This window comes from Sediminibacillus albus (assembly GCF_900101125.1).
GTDB classification, from domain to species: Bacteria; Bacillota; Bacilli; order Bacillales; family Amphibacillaceae; genus Sediminibacillus; species Sediminibacillus albus.
In genome coordinates this window covers 190684-206904 of the sequence record NZ_FNFL01000006.1, presented here as the reverse complement: position 1 = coordinate 206904, position 16221 = coordinate 190684, and the positions used below count along the sequence as shown (strand labels likewise).

Here is a 16221-nt window from a genome sequence, read left to right as displayed (position 1 = left end):
AAAAAATAATTTTTTCCTTGATTTTTTGTGAAAAACATATATAATATTTGTTGTCACGAAAAAATAAGTACACTTGGATGTACGCAAATAATAGTCTGGTGGCAATAGCGAAGAGGTCACACCTGTTCCCATGCCGAACACAGCAGTTAAGCTCTTCAGTGCCCATGGTAGTTGGGGCTTTGCCCCTGCGAGAGTAGGACGCCGCCAGGCAAAATGAAAACACCCTTTGAGAGAATCATCTCTCAAAGGGTGTTTTTTTGATTAATCTTGATGATGAAACTGCTTAAGTAGCCAGAGCTTCCCATGCGGCATTCATGCCTGCAACTCTGCCGGTCACCATCGCAGAGGTAATATTATAGCCTCCCGTATACCCATGAATATCTAGTATTTCTCCACAAAAGTACAAACCATTCATCAGTTTAGACTGCAAAGTATTAGGAATGATTTCTTTCGTTGAAACACCCCCGCCTGTTACAAAAGCCTTTTCAATAGGCTGCGAACCTTCGACTTGGAATTGGAAATGCTTTAAATCGCGAGTAAAATTTATAAACTTTTCCCGGGAAATATTTGCTGCTTTATCTTCTAAGGAGATCGAATTCCTTAAAAGCAGAAAATCAAGAAATCTTTCGGGCACTAACCCTTTACATATATTTTTAAATGTTTTTTTAGGATTTTCTTCCATTTTGCGTTTATATTCATTAACGAAGGAATCTGAAGTCATACCTGGCAGTGCATCGATTTCCATGGTGACCTGCTTATGTCCCTTCAGGAATTCTTTAACAACAAACTGGGAGCATCTAAGTACGGCTGGGCCAGAGACCCCGAAGTGTGTAAAAAGCATATCCATTTGATGAGTGATAATTGGCTTTCCTTTTTCATTGAGTACGGTTAACCGAATATCTCTCAAAGATAATCCTTGTAATTTTTTTTCTTTAATGAAGGGTTCTTTAGACAGCAAAGGAACTTCAGTAGGAAAAATTTTTGTGATAGTATGACCCGCTTTTTTTGCCCATGCATATCCATCACCCGTGCTGCCAGTATGGGGGACAGCTTTTCCTCCAACTGCAATTACTACAGAGTTGGCAGTAACTTTTTGGCCATTCCTAAGAATGAGGGTATGTTGTTTTTCCCCATAATGAACCGCTTCTACCGGGGTGTCTGTTTTTACAGTGACATGCAATTCCTCTAAACGGTTTAGCAGTGCATTGACTACACTTTTTGCTGAATTGCTGACTGGAAACATACGACCATGATCTTCTTCTTTCAGTTGTACCCCTAGACCTTCAAAAAAATCGATGATATCATAATTATCGAATACTGAAAATGCACTATATAAAAAGCGACCATTACCTGGAATGTGTTTGATAACCTCATCCTGGGGAAGCCTGTTTGTAACATTACAACGTCCCCCGCCGGATATAGCTAATTTCTTGCCTAATTTATTCCCTTTGTCAATGAGAAGAGTTTTAGCTCCATTTTCAGCTGCAGCAATTGCAGCCATTAAGCCAGATGGTCCTCCTCCGATAATTGCTACCTGATAAGACAATTTATTCATTCCTTCCTGTTATCTGCCCTTATATAAAGGGTAGGTTACTATTGATAGTCTCTCTATTATCATAACAAATAATGTGCGATGGTAAGCTCCCTCATGCTCCGACACTAGTGAAGGATTGGGTGAGGCTTGGCAAACCAAACAGAAATAAGTCACAATTTCTGTTTGGAGCCGAACTATATGATAAAATAGACTGGTTAGATTAATCAAGAAGATGCGGGTGAAAATATGGCTGTAAATAATATAGTGCGCGGTACGATGCTTTTGACCGCTGCTACTTTTTTTTCAAAATTTTTAGGAATGATCTATGTTATTCCTTTTTATGACTTAGTGGGTACCGAGGGCGGCTCGTTATATCAATATGCCTATATACCTTACAATATATTGATTAGCATATCCACCGTTGGAGTTCCGCTGGCTGTTTCAAAGTTTGTTTCAAAATATAATTCACTTGGAGATTATCAAACAGGAAGAAAAATGTTTAAAGCGGGAATAGGCTTAATGAGCATGACAGGTTTTATCGCTTTTTTAGTTATGTTTTTCGGCGCAGATTTACTTGCTCAAATTTATATACCTGATGATTCGAAAGGAATTTCCGCTTCTGATGTTGCAATGGTTATCAAGATGGTCAGCTTTGCCTTGCTTGTTATTCCGGCAATGAGTATTGTGAGGGGATTTTTTCAAGGCTACGAATCAATGGGCCCAACAGCTGTATCCCAGGTAATCGAGCAGATAGTCAGAATTGTGTTCCTGCTTGTCGCTGTTTATTTAATTATTGAAGTTTTCAATGGAAGCACACGATTAGCCGTTGGGTTTGCAACATTTGCTGCATTCGTCGGTGCCATTGCTTCCTGTATCGTACTATGGTTCTTTTGGAAAAAACGAAAGAAACATTTAGACAGGGAGGTTCAACAACAGGAGTACACCTATGATTTACCGATGAAAGATTTGTTTAAGGAATTGTTCCGTTATGCTGGTCCTTTTGTACTGGTCGGGGTAGCGACTCCTTTATATCAATTCATCGATTCCGTAACATTTAAACGGGCTATAACTGCCATTGGCCAAGGCGATATTGCAGATATAGCCTTATCAAATATCAATTTGTACGGCCATAAATTGGTAATTATTCCCGTAACGCTTGCAACTGGTATGTCACTAGCTGTTCTGCCGGCGATTACTAAGTCGTTTACCGAACAAAACCATCAAAGAATGTTCCAGCAGATTAATCAATCCCTGCAAACAATCATGCTGTTGATTCTTCCAGCTGTGGTCGGACTGTCTCTGCTTTCCAATGAAGCATATGGGGCTCTTTACGGCCTGGATGAGACGTTGGACATAAATGGTCCCCTATTGGGTTGGTATGCCCCTGTAGCTCTGATGTTTGGCTTTTTTACAGTTAGCTCTTCGATTTTGCAGGGAATTAATCAACAGCGTTTTGCTGTTGTCAGCTTAACTGCCGGATTAATGGTAAAGACATTTTTAAATATCCCTTTCATTCATACATTTGGAGCCAAAGGTGCTGTTTTCGCTACGAGCTTAGCTGTATTTACGGCTGTTTGTTTGAATTTGTGGCGGATGAAAAATGCTATTGGGTTTCCAATGAAGCAATTTACCAAACGTTCCATGCTTATAGCTATTTTTTCTGCTATCATGGCTGTTGTCGTTTGGCTGGTAAAATGGATTATCAGCTTTTTTATCACTTATCAGGATGGACGTATCGAGGCAGTTATCGTTCTGGTGATAGGTGTATTAGCTGGCATGGTCGTTTATTTATGGCTTAGTTACGAATCTACTTTGCTGGAAAGAGTGCTAGGCAATAGAGTACGGCTCATAGATAAATTATTTAAAAGAAAGCGCACATAATTGGAGGATAAGAGATGAGGATTGATAAACTGCTCGCCAATATGGGGTATGGCAGTAGAAAAGAAGTAAAAAACCTTCTTAAAAAGGGAAGCGTTAGCTGTAATGGCGAACCAATCAAATCACCGCAAACCCAGGTTGTCCCTGGGCAGGATTCGGTAACCGTGTTTGGAGAAGAAGTAGACTATAAGGAATATATTTACTTAATGATGAATAAGCCTCCAGGTTATCTTTCTGCAACAGAAGACAATCGGGATGCCACTGTTATTGATTTACTTGAACCGGAAGATGTAATCTTTGACCCTTTTCCAGTAGGCAGACTGGATAAAGATACAGAAGGCTTACTTTTAATCACCAATGATGGAAAACTAGCCCACCAGTTACTGTCTCCTAAAAAAGATGTGGGAAAAACTTATTATGCCGTAATAGACGGGAAAGTAGTGGAAGCCGACAAACAAAAATTCAAGGAGGGAGTAGAGCTTGACGATGGCTACGTTACTAGGCCTGCCCACCTCCAAATCCTATCCAGCGGGAATTTTTCAGAAATTGAAATCACTATTACAGAGGGGAAATTCCATCAAGTGAAGCGAATGTTTGAAGCTGTTGGAAAGCGGGTTTCCTATTTAAAGAGAATTTCAATGGGAAAGCTGGCGCTTGACCCGGATTTGGGCAAGGGTGAGTACAGAGAGCTTTCAGATGAGGAGCTTAGCTATTTAGTCCAGACAGTACAAAAAAGTTATGGCTAAACTGGAAGGTCATATATAATCAATCAAAAAAATAGACTGACCATTCTTTGTCAGTCTATGGTTTATTTAATAAAAACAGGTTAAGAAATTTTGACTTTTTTCTTAGTGATTTTCCATCTCCCCCGATTTGGGCTCACTACAAGACCATTATGCTCCAGAACATGAAGATCTCTTTGAACAGTACGATCTGTGATTCCAAATTCTTCCGCTAATTGGGTAGTTGAGACTGTACCATTCTCTCTAATATACAAATAAACAGCCTTAACACGTGTTAGCATTCGGGTTGTTGATTGATTCAAAAAACCACTCCTTAATGTCATTTCATTAGAATTGTGGTGCTAGTGAACCTGAAAGTTTATAATAATTTTACACCTTTTGAACTAAAAACGCTAGAATTTCTGTTCAATTTTACTGATAATTCATTTAATTTTAATAAACAGGGGATGATTATTTGCTTAGAAAATTGATATTAAAGGTGGTTGCCATAAGCAACACAGTTTTGTTCGTCTTCAGTACATTATTAATGCTGCTGGCGTCTGTTTTAATTGTGTTGGTAGAACCAGAAACATTTCCAACTATTTTTGATGGTTTTTGGTGGGTAATGACTACGGTCACTACTGTTGGTTATGGGGACTATTCTCCAGCCACCTTTGGAGGAAGAATGATTGCACTCGTCCTTTATATATTAGGAATAGGCCTAATTGGGGTAGTTATTGGTAAAGTGCTGGATGGAATTGGAAGCTTTCGGAAAAACCGTGAGGAGGGAAATATTGTGTATCGAGAAAAAGGGCATTACATTATTATTGGATGGTCGCATAAGGCAGAGGCTGCCATCAAAGAAATGTTAGAAACAAAAAAAGATACGGAAATTGTCATTGTTGATGATTTAGAAAAAGCACCTATGCTTTCTGAAAATGTCCATTATATAAGAGGAAACGTATCAGAGGGCAGTGTATTGCTTAAAGCCAATATTAAAGAAGCGGCTGCCGTTCTGATATTTGCTGATGAACGCATTCAGGATAAACAATTGGGAGATGGCAGGACATTGTTGATTGCTTCTGCCGTTGAATCGCTGACACACGATGTCCATACGATTGCAGAGGTTATGGAAGAAGCACACATCAAAAATTTTGAATATGCTAACGTTGATGAGTTTATTGTTTCCCATGAGACAATCTCTTCATTATTCGTCCGATCGGCATTCCGCAAAGGAATATCAAATGTTTATAACCAATTGCTGCGCCGTTCTTATGGCGAAGATTTATTTCATGTGCCAACACTTGGTCACTGGCAAACTTATCGGGATGCATTCAATGAACTTTTGGAAGATGGCGCAACTTTGATAGCTGACCATAATAATTTAAGTGTCAATCGGATGCTCGATTCCAAACTTCCAGCCAATGCAGAATTATATGCAATATGTAATCAAGATACATATGAACGAATACAACAGAAGTATAATGGGAATAGAGGTTAAATAGAAAAATATAATAGAGAGGGGATAGAATGACTCAACTAGAAAAAACATACCGTTTCTTCCAAATTTTCTATTTTTTCACCTTTTTTTCTAATGGTGCTTTATTTCCATTACTAGCTGTTTTTCTCGAAGAAGAAAAAGGCTTAAACGGAACACAAATTGGTTTAATCGTTTCGGCGATTCCATTGGTTACTGTATTTATGCAGCCAGTTTGGGGTGCGCTCAGCGACTATACAAAAAACCCGAGAAAGTTATTATTAATTTCCGGATTGACCGCAGGGCTGCTGGGGTTTGTTTATCCATTGTTAACCGGCTATTACCCCTTGGTATTAGGGATTGTTGTAGTAGCTGTCTTTCAATGCGCCCTCATCCCATTGTCCGACAGTTTAACCTTGAATTTTGTCCAGACTCATAATAAGGATTATGGGAATATTCGTTTACTTGGCTCTGTTGGATTTGCGGTAGCAGCTTTTGTACTTGGAAGGCTGACAGATTTATCTGGTTCTATCACGTGGATCTTTTATGCATTTTCGTTGGCAATATTGTTGTCCTTGTTTACCCTGTTCCATTTTCCGAAACGGGGTCAGGGGGTGACGGTTTCATTCCGGACAGGCCTTACAAGTCTTTTTAAACAAAAAGAATTTAGTTTGTTTCTACTGGCCAATTTCTTAGTATTCGGTCCGGTGCTAGCCAATAATTTTTATTTTGGCACATTCCTGCTCACAGCCGGAGGAACCCTGGCAGGTGTAGGTGTTGCCTTCTTACTAGCGGCCGGCAGTGAAGCACCGTTCATGAAATTCACTCAAACGATTATTAATAGAGTCGGATTACTAAACGTTTTAGTAATCAGCGGCCTTGTTTCGAGCGGCAGATGGCTGCTTTACTTTTTCGAACCATCTACAACGGTTGTTTATGCGACAACGATAGTCCAGGGTATTTCGGTAGGGATGTATGTGCCTGCGGCGCTTCTGTTTATTAGGGATATTGCACCGAAAACATTACAAGCGACAGCTGTCGGTGTTTACTCTGCAGTAGGTAATGGAGTAGGTAATGCATTTTTCACCTTTCTTGGTGGAATAATGATAGACGTTGGAACAATTTTTGTTATGTATGGTTTCTTCGCGTTAATTACTTTATCAGGGATTGGATTGCTTGTTTATGTCCAACGCTTAGTAAGAAGCGAAAATCTGCTTACTGTAGGAGGTTAAAGAATGGCGGGAAATTCGCACTATTTCATTGGAGTCCCGATAGATGGCAGCATCCTTGACAGTTTGATTCATGCGCAAAATCAGCTAAAAGAAAATGAACAGGTTGCTTTTAAGAGCTGGACACATCCTTCAGATATGCACATCACGCTTAAATTCCTTGGTCCAGCAGCCGATAATACTATTGAGAGACTTATAAATAATTTACAGCAAATAAATCAATTGGAGAGTTTTTCGCTCACTATAGGCGGTACTGGTTTTTTTGGCAATCCACAATCACCTAGAGTTGTTTGGGCTGGTGTACACAAAACCAGCCCATTGTTGACTCTGCAGAAAAGCGTAGAAAAGGTTTGTGAAGATACAGGGTTTTCGGCAGAACAAAGACCATACCGACCGCATATTACGCTAGCAAAGAAATGGTCCGGAGAACAGACTACCGGGGAACTAATGGGGGACGAGCCGCCGGAACAGAATATGGCTATTACTAAATTCCAACTTTATCAGATCCATCCTTCTCAAACACCTAAATATGAAGTGATTAAAGAATTCAAGTTGAAATGAGGTGAGAGTTTGGCACAGTTGATAAAATTGCAAAATTATATTTCAAGATACGAGAGAAACATTTTTCACTACCCAGGACAATTTTCCAGATTGAAAAAGGAAAATTGGCAAAAGGCGGTTACTCAATGGGAAGATCAACAACCAAGCAGCCATCAAAACAAAGAGGAAGATTATTCAGCAGAACAGCCTCTCGCAAAATGGCGAACGGTGTTTAAAAGAAAGCAAAAAGAAGAAGCCTTCGAAACGGAGGAAGAGAAGAGCACTATTCCGTTGACAAAAGAGGAATTAAAACAACGATTTTTGGACCATTTATTTTCCTTTCAATTAAAATGGGCCTCCACCACCGTTTCCAGGATGTCTTTCATTGATCGAGACTTTTACTATGACCAAACCTTGAAGTATTTTCTGCAAAGATTTCCTGATACGAATTTACTGATGTACCGGCCGGTATTTTACTTAAAAAATAGTGAGATTGAGGGAGACCATATTATTATCCACCCTCACGGCATAGAGATTATTAAACTAGCAGAAAAAAAATCGGCAGTGAAAATCACAGCAGAGGATGAACGGCTGTGGCTTGTGGATGAAAACAAAACACCTGTCCGCTTTTTGAGCCCGATGGTTTCATTAAAGAGAACAGAACAAGTAATCAGAAGCATATTGGATTTATATAATATCGATTTCCCCATTAATAAAATTGTATTGTCAAGGACTAATCCGATTGAATATGAAAGAGAACCCTATCTTACTCGGTTTGTTGACAGCACAAACCATGATAAATGGCTGGAGGAAAAAAGAAATGCTGTATCACCTCTAAAGCATGGCCAGCTGAAAGCTTGCAGTGCATTGCTGAAACATTGTCAGACAATCTCTGTTAAACGGCGAGAGTGGGAAGAAGATGACGGATTGGATACGAGCCAGTTATAAGTTAATTTATTTATGAAGCAGTCAGTCAAGGTGGATCACAACGTGCTTCACCAGATTAATTTTTAGGGGATAAGCGAATGTATATATTAATAGTAAATACTTTTTCAGCAAATGGAAAAGGGCTTAAAATTTTAAAAACGCTCGAAGAACATCCACTATTCAAGAAAAGTTACTGCCGCTCATTTAAAACGGAATATGAAGGCCATGCAGAGAAAATAGCGCAGCAAGTAGCGGAAATACATAAGGAACAAATCAATTGTTTTATTGTAATCGGCGGGGATGGTACTCTACATGAAGTAATCAATGGACTAAAGCATTTTAGCAGTCTTCCGATTGGATTTATTCCAGCAGGAACGGGAAATGATTTTGCTAGAGGCTGTGGCTTGGCAGGTGATCCCGTTGATGTCTTTAAAGCCATACTGGCAGGCCGCCGTCAAAGGGATTATTGGCCTGGTGATTATTTAACTGATGATCGCAGCAGAAAATACGGCAGGCAGTTTGTCAATAATATTGGGATCGGGTTAGAAGCTGATGTAGTGGAAGCAGTGAATAATTCAAAATACAAAAAGGTATTTACAAGATTAAGGCTTAACTCGTTAACCTATTCCTTTGCTTTCCTGACGGTTCTAAAGTCGTTTAAGCCTTTGACGATCAGGTTGGAGATAGATGGCCGCGTGAAACGGATGGATAACGTTTGGATGCTTACTGTATCCAATCACCCTTATTACGGCGGGGGGATGAAAATCAATCCGCAGGCCAAGGTTCAACCCAACATATTCTCCGTATTAATAGTCGAAAACATTTCAAGGTGGAAGGTGCTGCTTCTGTTTTTGACGGTTTTTTGGGGAAAACACATAAAAATGAAGGAAGTATCTCATTATTACGCATCTTCTCTTAAAGTTGATTCAGAGACAGCGATCAGCTTTCAAGCAGATGGACAGAATGGAAAGTGTAAGGCTTGTGATATTAGTAAAGAGACAGAAAGAAGAAAAATTTTTGGAGTCTTTACGAAATTATCTTCTTGAAATAACCTGCGGAAATGAGTTAATCTTATGTATGTCTGCTTAATTTAAGAAAGACAACTTTACCCATTTTAAATAAAAATTAGTGAAGTCTTCTTTGGCAATAGGCTTATCAGAGGAGGATTCACATTTCATTAAAGGCTTATCAAAACAGCATCTGTGTATTGAATGGCTTTCTGGATGGAGAAATTCAAGAAAGATTTGAGGAATTGAAGGTGAATTGGTTGGAAAATATATTAGGCGATGATTGGACAATTACTCCTGCAGGTGGATCTACTGGAGAGGCATATTATGCTCATAGTGAGCGGAGACGTCTTTTCTTGAAGAGAAATTCTTCTCCGTTTCTAGCTGTATTGTCTGCAGAAGGAATAGTTCCTAAGCTGGTATGGACCAAGCGAATGGAAAATGGCGATGTTATTACAGCACAGGAATGGCTGGATGGCAGGGAGCTTTCCCCTGAAGAAATGCAGCATCCGCGTGTTGCTAAATTGTTGAGTAAAATACACCATTCGTCTGAGTTACTAGATATGCTGATGCGGATTGGTAAACGGCCAATCAAGCCAGAAGATATTCTTTATGATTTGAAATCGAACGTCAGAATTAACGAAGAAATCGCAACACAGCTCGAAATTCATAAAGCGATGAAACATTTAGAAAAAATGCTTCCAGTTATCCAGTTATATAAACAAGTAGTCTGCCACTGTGACATGAACCATAATAACTGGCTTTTGTCGAGCGATGGCCGTTTGTACTTAATTGACTGGGACAATGCTAAGGTAGCAGATCCTGCAATGGACATAGGGATGATATTATACTGGTACATTCCTGAGCATGATTGGGATGATTGGCTTTCCAGGTATGGGGGAGACAGGGAAAACCATCTAGTGGACCGGATGTACTGGTATTTAATTGCTCAATCTGTCAGTTATATTATATGGCACAATGAACGGGAAGAAATCAAGAAGGCCGCCCAGCGCCTTCAAGAACTTAAGCGGCTTTTGCATCGTGTTACTGCAAGGTGGAAGGACTAATGGCATCAACCCATTGCTGTAGGCTGTCCCGATGAGACTCAATATGGCTGTCTAAATTTTGAACAAGCTCTCCCTGCCGTCCATAGTTATAAATATCAGGCAATAACTGCTGCAATAGGGGATCATCAATGGATTGCTTTGCCATCATCGACTTAACTAATCTTTGGATTTGCTGACATTCTGAAACACTTCCGCAACAATCCTCGGATTGTTCGCTAAGCAAGTCATAAAGAAGGTTTAATTGATTTTGCACATTCGGAGCCATCATAACATCTCCTTTTTTCAGTTATTATTCCGTCCCCAGCAGTATTTATTCATTTCTTCAATACTCACAGAAAAAGGACTGGATGCGCTATTTACATTAAATAGCGCATCCAGTCCTTTTTTGATTAGTCTAAGAGGAATTATCAGAAGATATATGACCTGTTTAAAAGTGCTTAGGCTTTTTCAACTTGTGGTGAGTATTTAATTTGCTTCTCTTTAACTTCTCTGTTTGCTTTTTCATTAAGTTTTTCGAATGGGTAGATAAACAATGCATACCCAGCAAACATTACAGAGAATACAGCTAATACCATCGTTTCTATTATACCGGTTAGTAATTTCAAATTCATTTCACTCCTGTTGATTTGCGTTTTTTATCGCACGACCTTAATCGTACACCTGTAAGCGATTACACTCCAATGGTTATCAGCCTCTGTCAGCCATCGTATATCATGGTTATAGAGCTATAATAAAATTTACCTCGATTATTTCTATATATAAGCCGAATTAGGACAGTATGCTCGTTTATACTTAATATTTGCTAATATCTTTTGTTTTTGTTGAAATAATGGTAAAGTTTTATACGGCAAATACGAGAGGAGCAACTAAATTGCGGTTAAGACATAAACCATGGGCAGATGATTTTTTAAGAGAAAATGACCATATCGTCGTACAGAATCCTTTTGAACAAAAGGGCAAGTGGCAACAAGAGGTGTTTAAAAACAATCATCCTCTTCATATAGAAATAGGAACTGGCAAAGGCCAGTTTATCGCTGGCATGTCACAGCAGCAACAGGATATTAATTTTATCGGGATTGAACAGGCTAAAAGCATTATTGTAAGTGCCGTCCAAAAGGCAAAAGACGCTGATAGCACCAACCTGCGGCTGATAAATGAGAATGCCAAAGATTTGCGCGACTTATTTAGTGAAAATGAAGTCGATAAAATATATTTAAATTTCTCTGATCCTTGGCCAAAAACAAGGCATGAAAAAAGAAGATTAACTTACCATACTTTTTTGGAGCAATATAAAGGGATATTAAAGGATGATGGAGAAATTATTTTAAAGACAGACAACCGCGTCTTTTTTGAATATTCGTTAGTTAGTTTTTCTAAATACGGCTTGATACTAGATGAAGTACTGCTTGATTTGCATAGTTATCAAGACCCATCGAATGTAGAGACCGAATATGAAGAAAAGTTTTCACAAAAAGGACATCCGATTTATCGTTGCAAGGCATATTTTCCTGAAAGCTAGAAAAGGAGTGAGCAGATGGAAACACTTACTATAGGACGAGCTAAACTAACCTGGTTAAATGGAGGTGTAAACCACCTTGATGGCGGTGCTATGTTCGGAGTGGTGCCGAAGCCTTTATGGAGCAGGAAGTATCCGCATAACGAAAAAAACCAAATTGAGTTAAGAACCGACCCGATATTGATAGAAGTAGAGGATAAAAGGTACTTAATCGACTCAGGTATAGGCAACAAGAAACTGTCCGATAAACAAATACGAAACTTTGGAGTCGCAGAAGAGTCAAAGATCGAGATTTCATTACAAGCGTTGGGATTAACTGGCAAAGATATTGATGCGGTATTGATGACCCACTTGCACTTTGACCATGCCTGCGGCTTAACGAAGTGGAATGGAGATGAGCTCACTGCCGCCTTTCCTGGCGTGCCGATCTATGTAAGCAGGACAGAATGGGAGGAAATGAAAAACCCCAATATCCGATCTGCCAATACTTATTGGGAGAATAACTGGAAGCCGATCGAGGACCTTTTTGTACCTTATGATAAAGAAATTACGATTTGTAAGGGTTTAAAGATGATCCATACGAGCGGGCATAGTGATGGGCATGCTATTATCACTTTCCAGGATGGCGAAGATATGTTCATCCATATGGCCGATCTTATGCCAACCCATGCCCATCAAAATGTCCTATGGGTACTAGCCTATGATGATTTTCCTGTTAGTTCTGTCCATCAGAAGAAGAAATGGATGGAAGAAGGCCTTAAAAGGAATGCTTGGTATACTTTTTACCATGATGCCTATTATCGGGCTTTAAAGTTTAATGCTGATGGGGAAATTGTAGATCAATTAGAAAGAACACGTTACGAATATGAGTGAGGATTATCGGATGGTACATAATTATAAAAGGACTGGCTGATAGCCAGTCCTTTACGATTTACGATTGTATTAAGCAGATTGTGCGACATCTAATATAGAACCTGTTTCTGCGTCTACCTTGAATTCATATTGGGTACTTTGTCCATCAATTGTTCTGGTGATTCCACCGCGGTAAACTGTATAGGTCAGACCGTTTTTCTCCATTTCTTCAGGCTTCATATAAATCCACGAACCACTGATAGGACCTTGTTGCTTAAATGCCTCTTTCGCAGATTTCAATGCTTTTTCAGGTGTAACTTTTTGCTGGTTGTCAAGCTGCTGTAAAACAAAATAACCTGCTACAGCGCCAATACCAGCACCGATTGCGATTCTTTTCCAGTTCATGTTAGTCACCTCGGATTTTTTGAATTTAATTGTAGTATACCTGAAACAGCAAAAAATAGAAAATATTATGAAGCAATTTAATAAAAGGCTTCGTGCTCCATTTAAAGTATAATTTGTGGAAACACCGGTTTAGTTTCGATACAATAAGGGCAGTAGGCAAACAAAGTTGGAGGGATACATATGAATAACGAAACACTCTCTTTATTCCGCGAATTGACAGAATTGCAAGGCGCTCCAGGGAATGAGCATATGGTAAGAGCGTTTATGAAAAAACAATTAGATAAATATTCGGACAAAATTATCCAGGATAGGCTCGGCGGGGTATTCGGAGTAAAAGAAGGACAAGGGCCCAAAGTAATGGTTGCCGGACATATGGATGAAGTTGGTTTTATGGTGACCCAAATAACCAAAAACGGAATGCTTCGCTTTCAGCCATTAGGCGGATGGTGGTCACAAGTTCTATTAGCCCAAAGAGTACAGATAATGACTGACAATGGTCCGGTAATTGGAGTCATTGGATCAATCCCTCCGCATAATTTGACGGAAGAACAAAGAAAGAAGCCGATGGAACAAAAAAATATGCTGATCGACATAGGGGCCGACGATGAAGAGGATGTAAAAAGAATCGGAGTTAAGCCAGGCCAGCAAGTTGTACCAGTTACTCCTTTTACCCCCATGGCAAACGAAAAGAAAATCCTTGCCAAAGCATGGGATAATCGCTATGGTTGCGGTCTGGCTATTGAACTGCTAAAGGAATTGCAGAATGAAAAACTTCCTAATCAATTGTTTTCAGGGGCTACTGTCCAGGAAGAGGTAGGGCTTCGCGGTGCTCAGGTTGCTGCAAATATGATCCAGCCGGATATTTTCTATGCACTGGATGCGTCGCCGGCTAACGATATGTCAGGAGATGATAAGGAATTTGGACAACTGGGCAAAGGAGCGTTACTGCGTATTTTTGACAAATCGATGATTACCCATCATGGAATGAGGGAGTTTGTTTTGGACACTGCCGAATCGAATAAAATCCCTTATCAATATTTTATATCTCAAGGCGGCACAGATGCTGGCAGAGTTCATATTTCTAATGAAGGTATTCCTTCAGCGGTTGTGGGAATTTGTTCGCGTTACATCCATACTCATGCATCTATCATCCATGTCGATGATTACGCAGCTGCTAAGGAATTGATTGTAAAATTAGTTAAATCAACAGATCAGGCTGCTGTGGAACAAATTCGTAAACGCGGCTGAATAAATTACAGACTAGCAACCATTTGCCGGCCTGGGGATTTGTCTGGAAGATAGGGAGAGAAGGATGAAAGAGATGAAAATATATATTGGTTCATTGAACCCTGCAAAAGCAAAATCTGTCAGGAATGTGTTTCCTGATGCTGAGGTAGTGGAAGTAGACGTTGCTTCTAAAGTTTCTCTGCAGCCATACTCCGACGAAGAGACGATGGAGGGGGCAGTGAACAGAGCCCGCAAATGTGCTTCAATCAATCAGGGGGCTATTGGTATTGGTCTTGAAGGTGGAGTCATGGAACTTAACGATGAGCTCTTTCTTTGTAATTGGGGTGCATTGATTAACGGCGATGGCGATACTTTCTTGGCAAGTGGTGCCCGGATACCTCTTCCGGAAGAAGTTGCGGTACAGTTAGAAAAAGGTATCGAACTAGGCGAAGTGATGGATGAATATGTCAAAAGGAAAGATGTCCGAAAGAAAGAGGGAGCTGTAGGAATTTTCACGAACGAATTAGTGAGCCGTGAAGAAATGTTTACTCACGTTATGAAATTACTAAAAGGACAGTATGACTACAATAAATAAAGTGGTTGTGACATATAACATACAACCACTTACAAAAATCGGAGATAACAGCAAATGAAGGTTTCAAGGGCCATCTTCAAGCATTCGATTGATGATGCAGGGGTGTAAATGGCGATGTAACAGTAGGTGATTCCTTAATAGTATCGGAAAAGCACTAGTACTGCGCTGCGGAAATACACTACGCTTTCCGTGGGCGGCTGGTGAGCCTCCTCGTGCAGGGTCTCACCGAGGCCTGCCCTCCCGCAGGAGTATCCGTGGATTTCCTCCCATGAAAGTCTGCGTACTGTTTTCAACCAACAGCTCTGTCAGCGCAGCAGAATACGTAGACTACAGTGGAAACAGCACGAGTCTGAAGACTCGAAAAGGAACCGTGCCCACGGAAAGCGGAGTATTTTGCCTGCGCAAGTTTAAGCACCCAACCTTGGTTAGAAGGAAAAAATAGAGTTGTCACTTTGTCCGCAGGTTATCTTAAGCATTAGAAAAGAAAAATCGAACGAGCTCGAATCCTAAGATTTCGAATTATCGTTCGATTTTTGCTTTGGCAACTATACTTTTGTCCCAACCTCTTTTTAAAGCTTTCCTTGGGCTCTAATCCACGCAGGGATAATAAATCGTCCATTTCTTTTATTCATATAGATAGCTGATAATATCTAATGCCTGATCAATCGTTTCTACTGTAACATTTGCTTTGTTGGATAACTCTTTAAGAGGATGAATCAAAGAAGCGGGCCGAATGATTATCGTTGGTTTATTTAAAGTTATAGCTGTTGCTGCATCCATTGCAGTGTTCCATTGTTTATAGTTTTCACCAAACAGGGCAATAACGAAATCCGCTTGTTGCATAAGTACTTGAGTCCTAAAATTATTGATATCAGAAGCTGCATTATCTCTGTATAACTTTCCGGGCTGTTTTCCAAGGATTTTTTCGCCTATGGCGTCCGAGTGCTCATGAGTTTCTTGAGGGCCGACAAAATCAACAGCCAGCCCTTTTTCAGCCGTTTTCTCCTTTAATTCAGCTCTCCAATTGTCATGAATCTGTCCAGCTAAATACACCGTGTAATCTTTCATTTCACCAATCCTTTCCAATTTTTCCTCTATAATATTTAGTATTTTATCATGGCCTTTCATTTTACGTAAACTTCGAAAGCGGGTTATTTTGTTGAATCATTGGAAGGTGGAGTTAGTTACCAACCATTAATTTAGCATGAGCTCTTGCCAAATTGCTGATTAATAGTATTATATAAG

The 16221-nt window shown here is 39.8% G+C and carries 18 protein-coding genes and 1 rRNA gene; 13 read left to right on the top strand and 6 right to left on the bottom strand.

Going from position 1 to position 16221, the window contains the following annotated elements:
* Nucleotides 1–94 precede the first annotated feature (94 nt).
* Nucleotides 95–210, top strand: a 5S ribosomal RNA gene (gene rrf / locus BLR93_RS15090).
* A 73-nt stretch (nt 211–283) separates the two neighbouring features.
* Here the strand turns inward: rrf and BLR93_RS15085 are convergent.
* Nucleotides 284–1546 carry a BaiN/RdsA family NAD(P)/FAD-dependent oxidoreductase gene (locus tag BLR93_RS15085; RefSeq protein ID WP_093216332.1) on the bottom strand — a complete coding sequence of 421 codons (1263 nt, stop codon included), beginning with the start codon at nt 1544–1546 and terminating at the stop codon, nt 284–286.
* 234 nt (nt 1547–1780) lie between these two features.
* Between BLR93_RS15085 and BLR93_RS15080 the strand changes: the two genes are divergently transcribed.
* Together BLR93_RS15080 and BLR93_RS15075 are read left to right on the top strand one after the other, a co-directional pair.
* Entirely contained in the window at nt 1781–3415 is a 1635-nt protein-coding gene (locus BLR93_RS15080) for a putative polysaccharide biosynthesis protein (protein WP_093216330.1), read from the top strand.
* Between the two features lie 14 nt (nt 3416–3429).
* A complete protein-coding gene (locus tag BLR93_RS15075) occupies nt 3430–4158 on the top strand; it encodes a pseudouridine synthase (protein ID WP_093216327.1) in 729 nt (242 codons plus the stop codon).
* Between the two features lie 80 nt (nt 4159–4238).
* Here BLR93_RS15075 and BLR93_RS15070 read toward each other — a convergent pair whose 3' ends face one another.
* The gene (locus BLR93_RS15070) at nt 4239–4457 is read right to left on the bottom strand and encodes a DeoR family transcriptional regulator (protein ID WP_093216325.1); all 219 of its coding nucleotides are present in this window, start codon (nt 4455–4457) and stop codon (nt 4239–4241) included.
* 152 nt (nt 4458–4609) lie between these two features.
* Between BLR93_RS15070 and BLR93_RS15065 the strand changes: the two genes are divergently transcribed.
* The 6 genes from BLR93_RS15065 (at nt 4610) to BLR93_RS15040 (ending at nt 10381) form a co-directional block, all read left to right on the top strand.
* On the top strand, nt 4610–5635 hold the full coding sequence (locus BLR93_RS15065) for a potassium channel family protein (RefSeq protein ID WP_245690171.1): 1026 nt from the start codon (nt 4610–4612) through the stop codon (nt 5633–5635).
* A gap of 29 nt (nt 5636–5664) precedes the next feature.
* Nucleotides 5665–6843: an MFS transporter gene (locus tag BLR93_RS15060; protein ID WP_093216322.1), complete on the top strand. Its 1179-nt coding sequence runs from the start codon at nt 5665–5667 to the stop codon at nt 6841–6843.
* Between the two features lie 3 nt (nt 6844–6846).
* Nucleotides 6847–7401, top strand: coding sequence for an RNA 2',3'-cyclic phosphodiesterase (gene thpR, locus BLR93_RS15055; protein WP_093216320.1), 555 nt, complete (start codon nt 6847–6849; stop codon nt 7399–7401).
* Nucleotides 7402–7410: 9 nt separating this feature from the next.
* Nucleotides 7411–8328, top strand: coding sequence for an NERD domain-containing protein (locus BLR93_RS15050; RefSeq protein ID WP_093216317.1), 918 nt, complete (start codon nt 7411–7413; stop codon nt 8326–8328).
* A gap of 77 nt (nt 8329–8405) precedes the next feature.
* The gene (locus BLR93_RS15045; protein WP_093216315.1) at nt 8406–9353 is read left to right on the top strand and encodes a diacylglycerol/lipid kinase family protein; all 948 of its coding nucleotides are present in this window, start codon (nt 8406–8408) and stop codon (nt 9351–9353) included.
* A gap of 221 nt (nt 9354–9574) precedes the next feature.
* Nucleotides 9575–10381: a phosphotransferase family protein gene (locus BLR93_RS15040; RefSeq protein ID WP_093216354.1), complete on the top strand. Its 807-nt coding sequence runs from the start codon at nt 9575–9577 to the stop codon at nt 10379–10381.
* On the opposite strand, the gene BLR93_RS15035 is transcribed toward BLR93_RS15040, so the two are convergent.
* Both BLR93_RS15035 and BLR93_RS18145 read right to left on the bottom strand, forming a co-directional pair.
* Entirely contained in the window at nt 10359–10646 is a 288-nt protein-coding gene (locus tag BLR93_RS15035; protein WP_093216312.1) for a YtzH-like family protein, read from the bottom strand. The genes BLR93_RS15040 and BLR93_RS15035 overlap by 23 nt on opposite strands.
* 172 nt (nt 10647–10818) lie before the next feature.
* Complete coding sequence (locus BLR93_RS18145; protein WP_175559385.1) at nt 10819–10986, bottom strand: hypothetical protein; 168 nt, start codon at nt 10984–10986, stop codon at nt 10819–10821.
* 266 nt (nt 10987–11252) lie between these two features.
* On the opposite strand from BLR93_RS18145, the gene trmB reads away from it, so the two are divergent.
* The gene (trmB, locus tag BLR93_RS15030; RefSeq protein WP_093216309.1) at nt 11253–11900 is read left to right on the top strand and encodes a tRNA (guanosine(46)-N7)-methyltransferase TrmB; all 648 of its coding nucleotides are present in this window, start codon (nt 11253–11255) and stop codon (nt 11898–11900) included.
* 15 nt (nt 11901–11915) lie between these two features.
* Entirely contained in the window at nt 11916–12770 is an 855-nt protein-coding gene (locus BLR93_RS15025) for a YtnP family quorum-quenching lactonase (protein ID WP_093216307.1), read from the top strand.
* Nucleotides 12771–12839: 69 nt separating this feature from the next.
* On the opposite strand, the gene BLR93_RS15020 is transcribed toward BLR93_RS15025, so the two are convergent.
* Nucleotides 12840–13154 carry a PepSY domain-containing protein gene (locus BLR93_RS15020; RefSeq protein ID WP_093216304.1) on the bottom strand — a complete coding sequence of 105 codons (315 nt, stop codon included), beginning with the start codon at nt 13152–13154 and terminating at the stop codon, nt 12840–12842.
* 180 nt (nt 13155–13334) lie between these two features.
* Here BLR93_RS15020 and BLR93_RS15015 point away from each other — a divergent pair, with 180 nt between their 5' ends.
* Nucleotides 13335–14402 (top strand): M42 family metallopeptidase, encoded by a 1068-nt coding sequence (locus tag BLR93_RS15015; RefSeq protein ID WP_093216302.1) that lies wholly within the window; start codon nt 13335–13337, stop codon nt 14400–14402.
* A gap of 73 nt (nt 14403–14475) precedes the next feature.
* Nucleotides 14476–14976 (top strand): DUF84 family protein, encoded by a 501-nt coding sequence (locus tag BLR93_RS15010; RefSeq protein WP_093216352.1) that lies wholly within the window; start codon nt 14476–14478, stop codon nt 14974–14976.
* Between the two features lie 624 nt (nt 14977–15600).
* Here the strand turns inward: BLR93_RS15010 and BLR93_RS15005 are convergent.
* Nucleotides 15601–16044 (bottom strand): YtoQ family protein, encoded by a 444-nt coding sequence (locus BLR93_RS15005; RefSeq protein WP_093216349.1) that lies wholly within the window; start codon nt 16042–16044, stop codon nt 15601–15603.
* Nucleotides 16045–16221 lie beyond the last annotated feature (177 nt).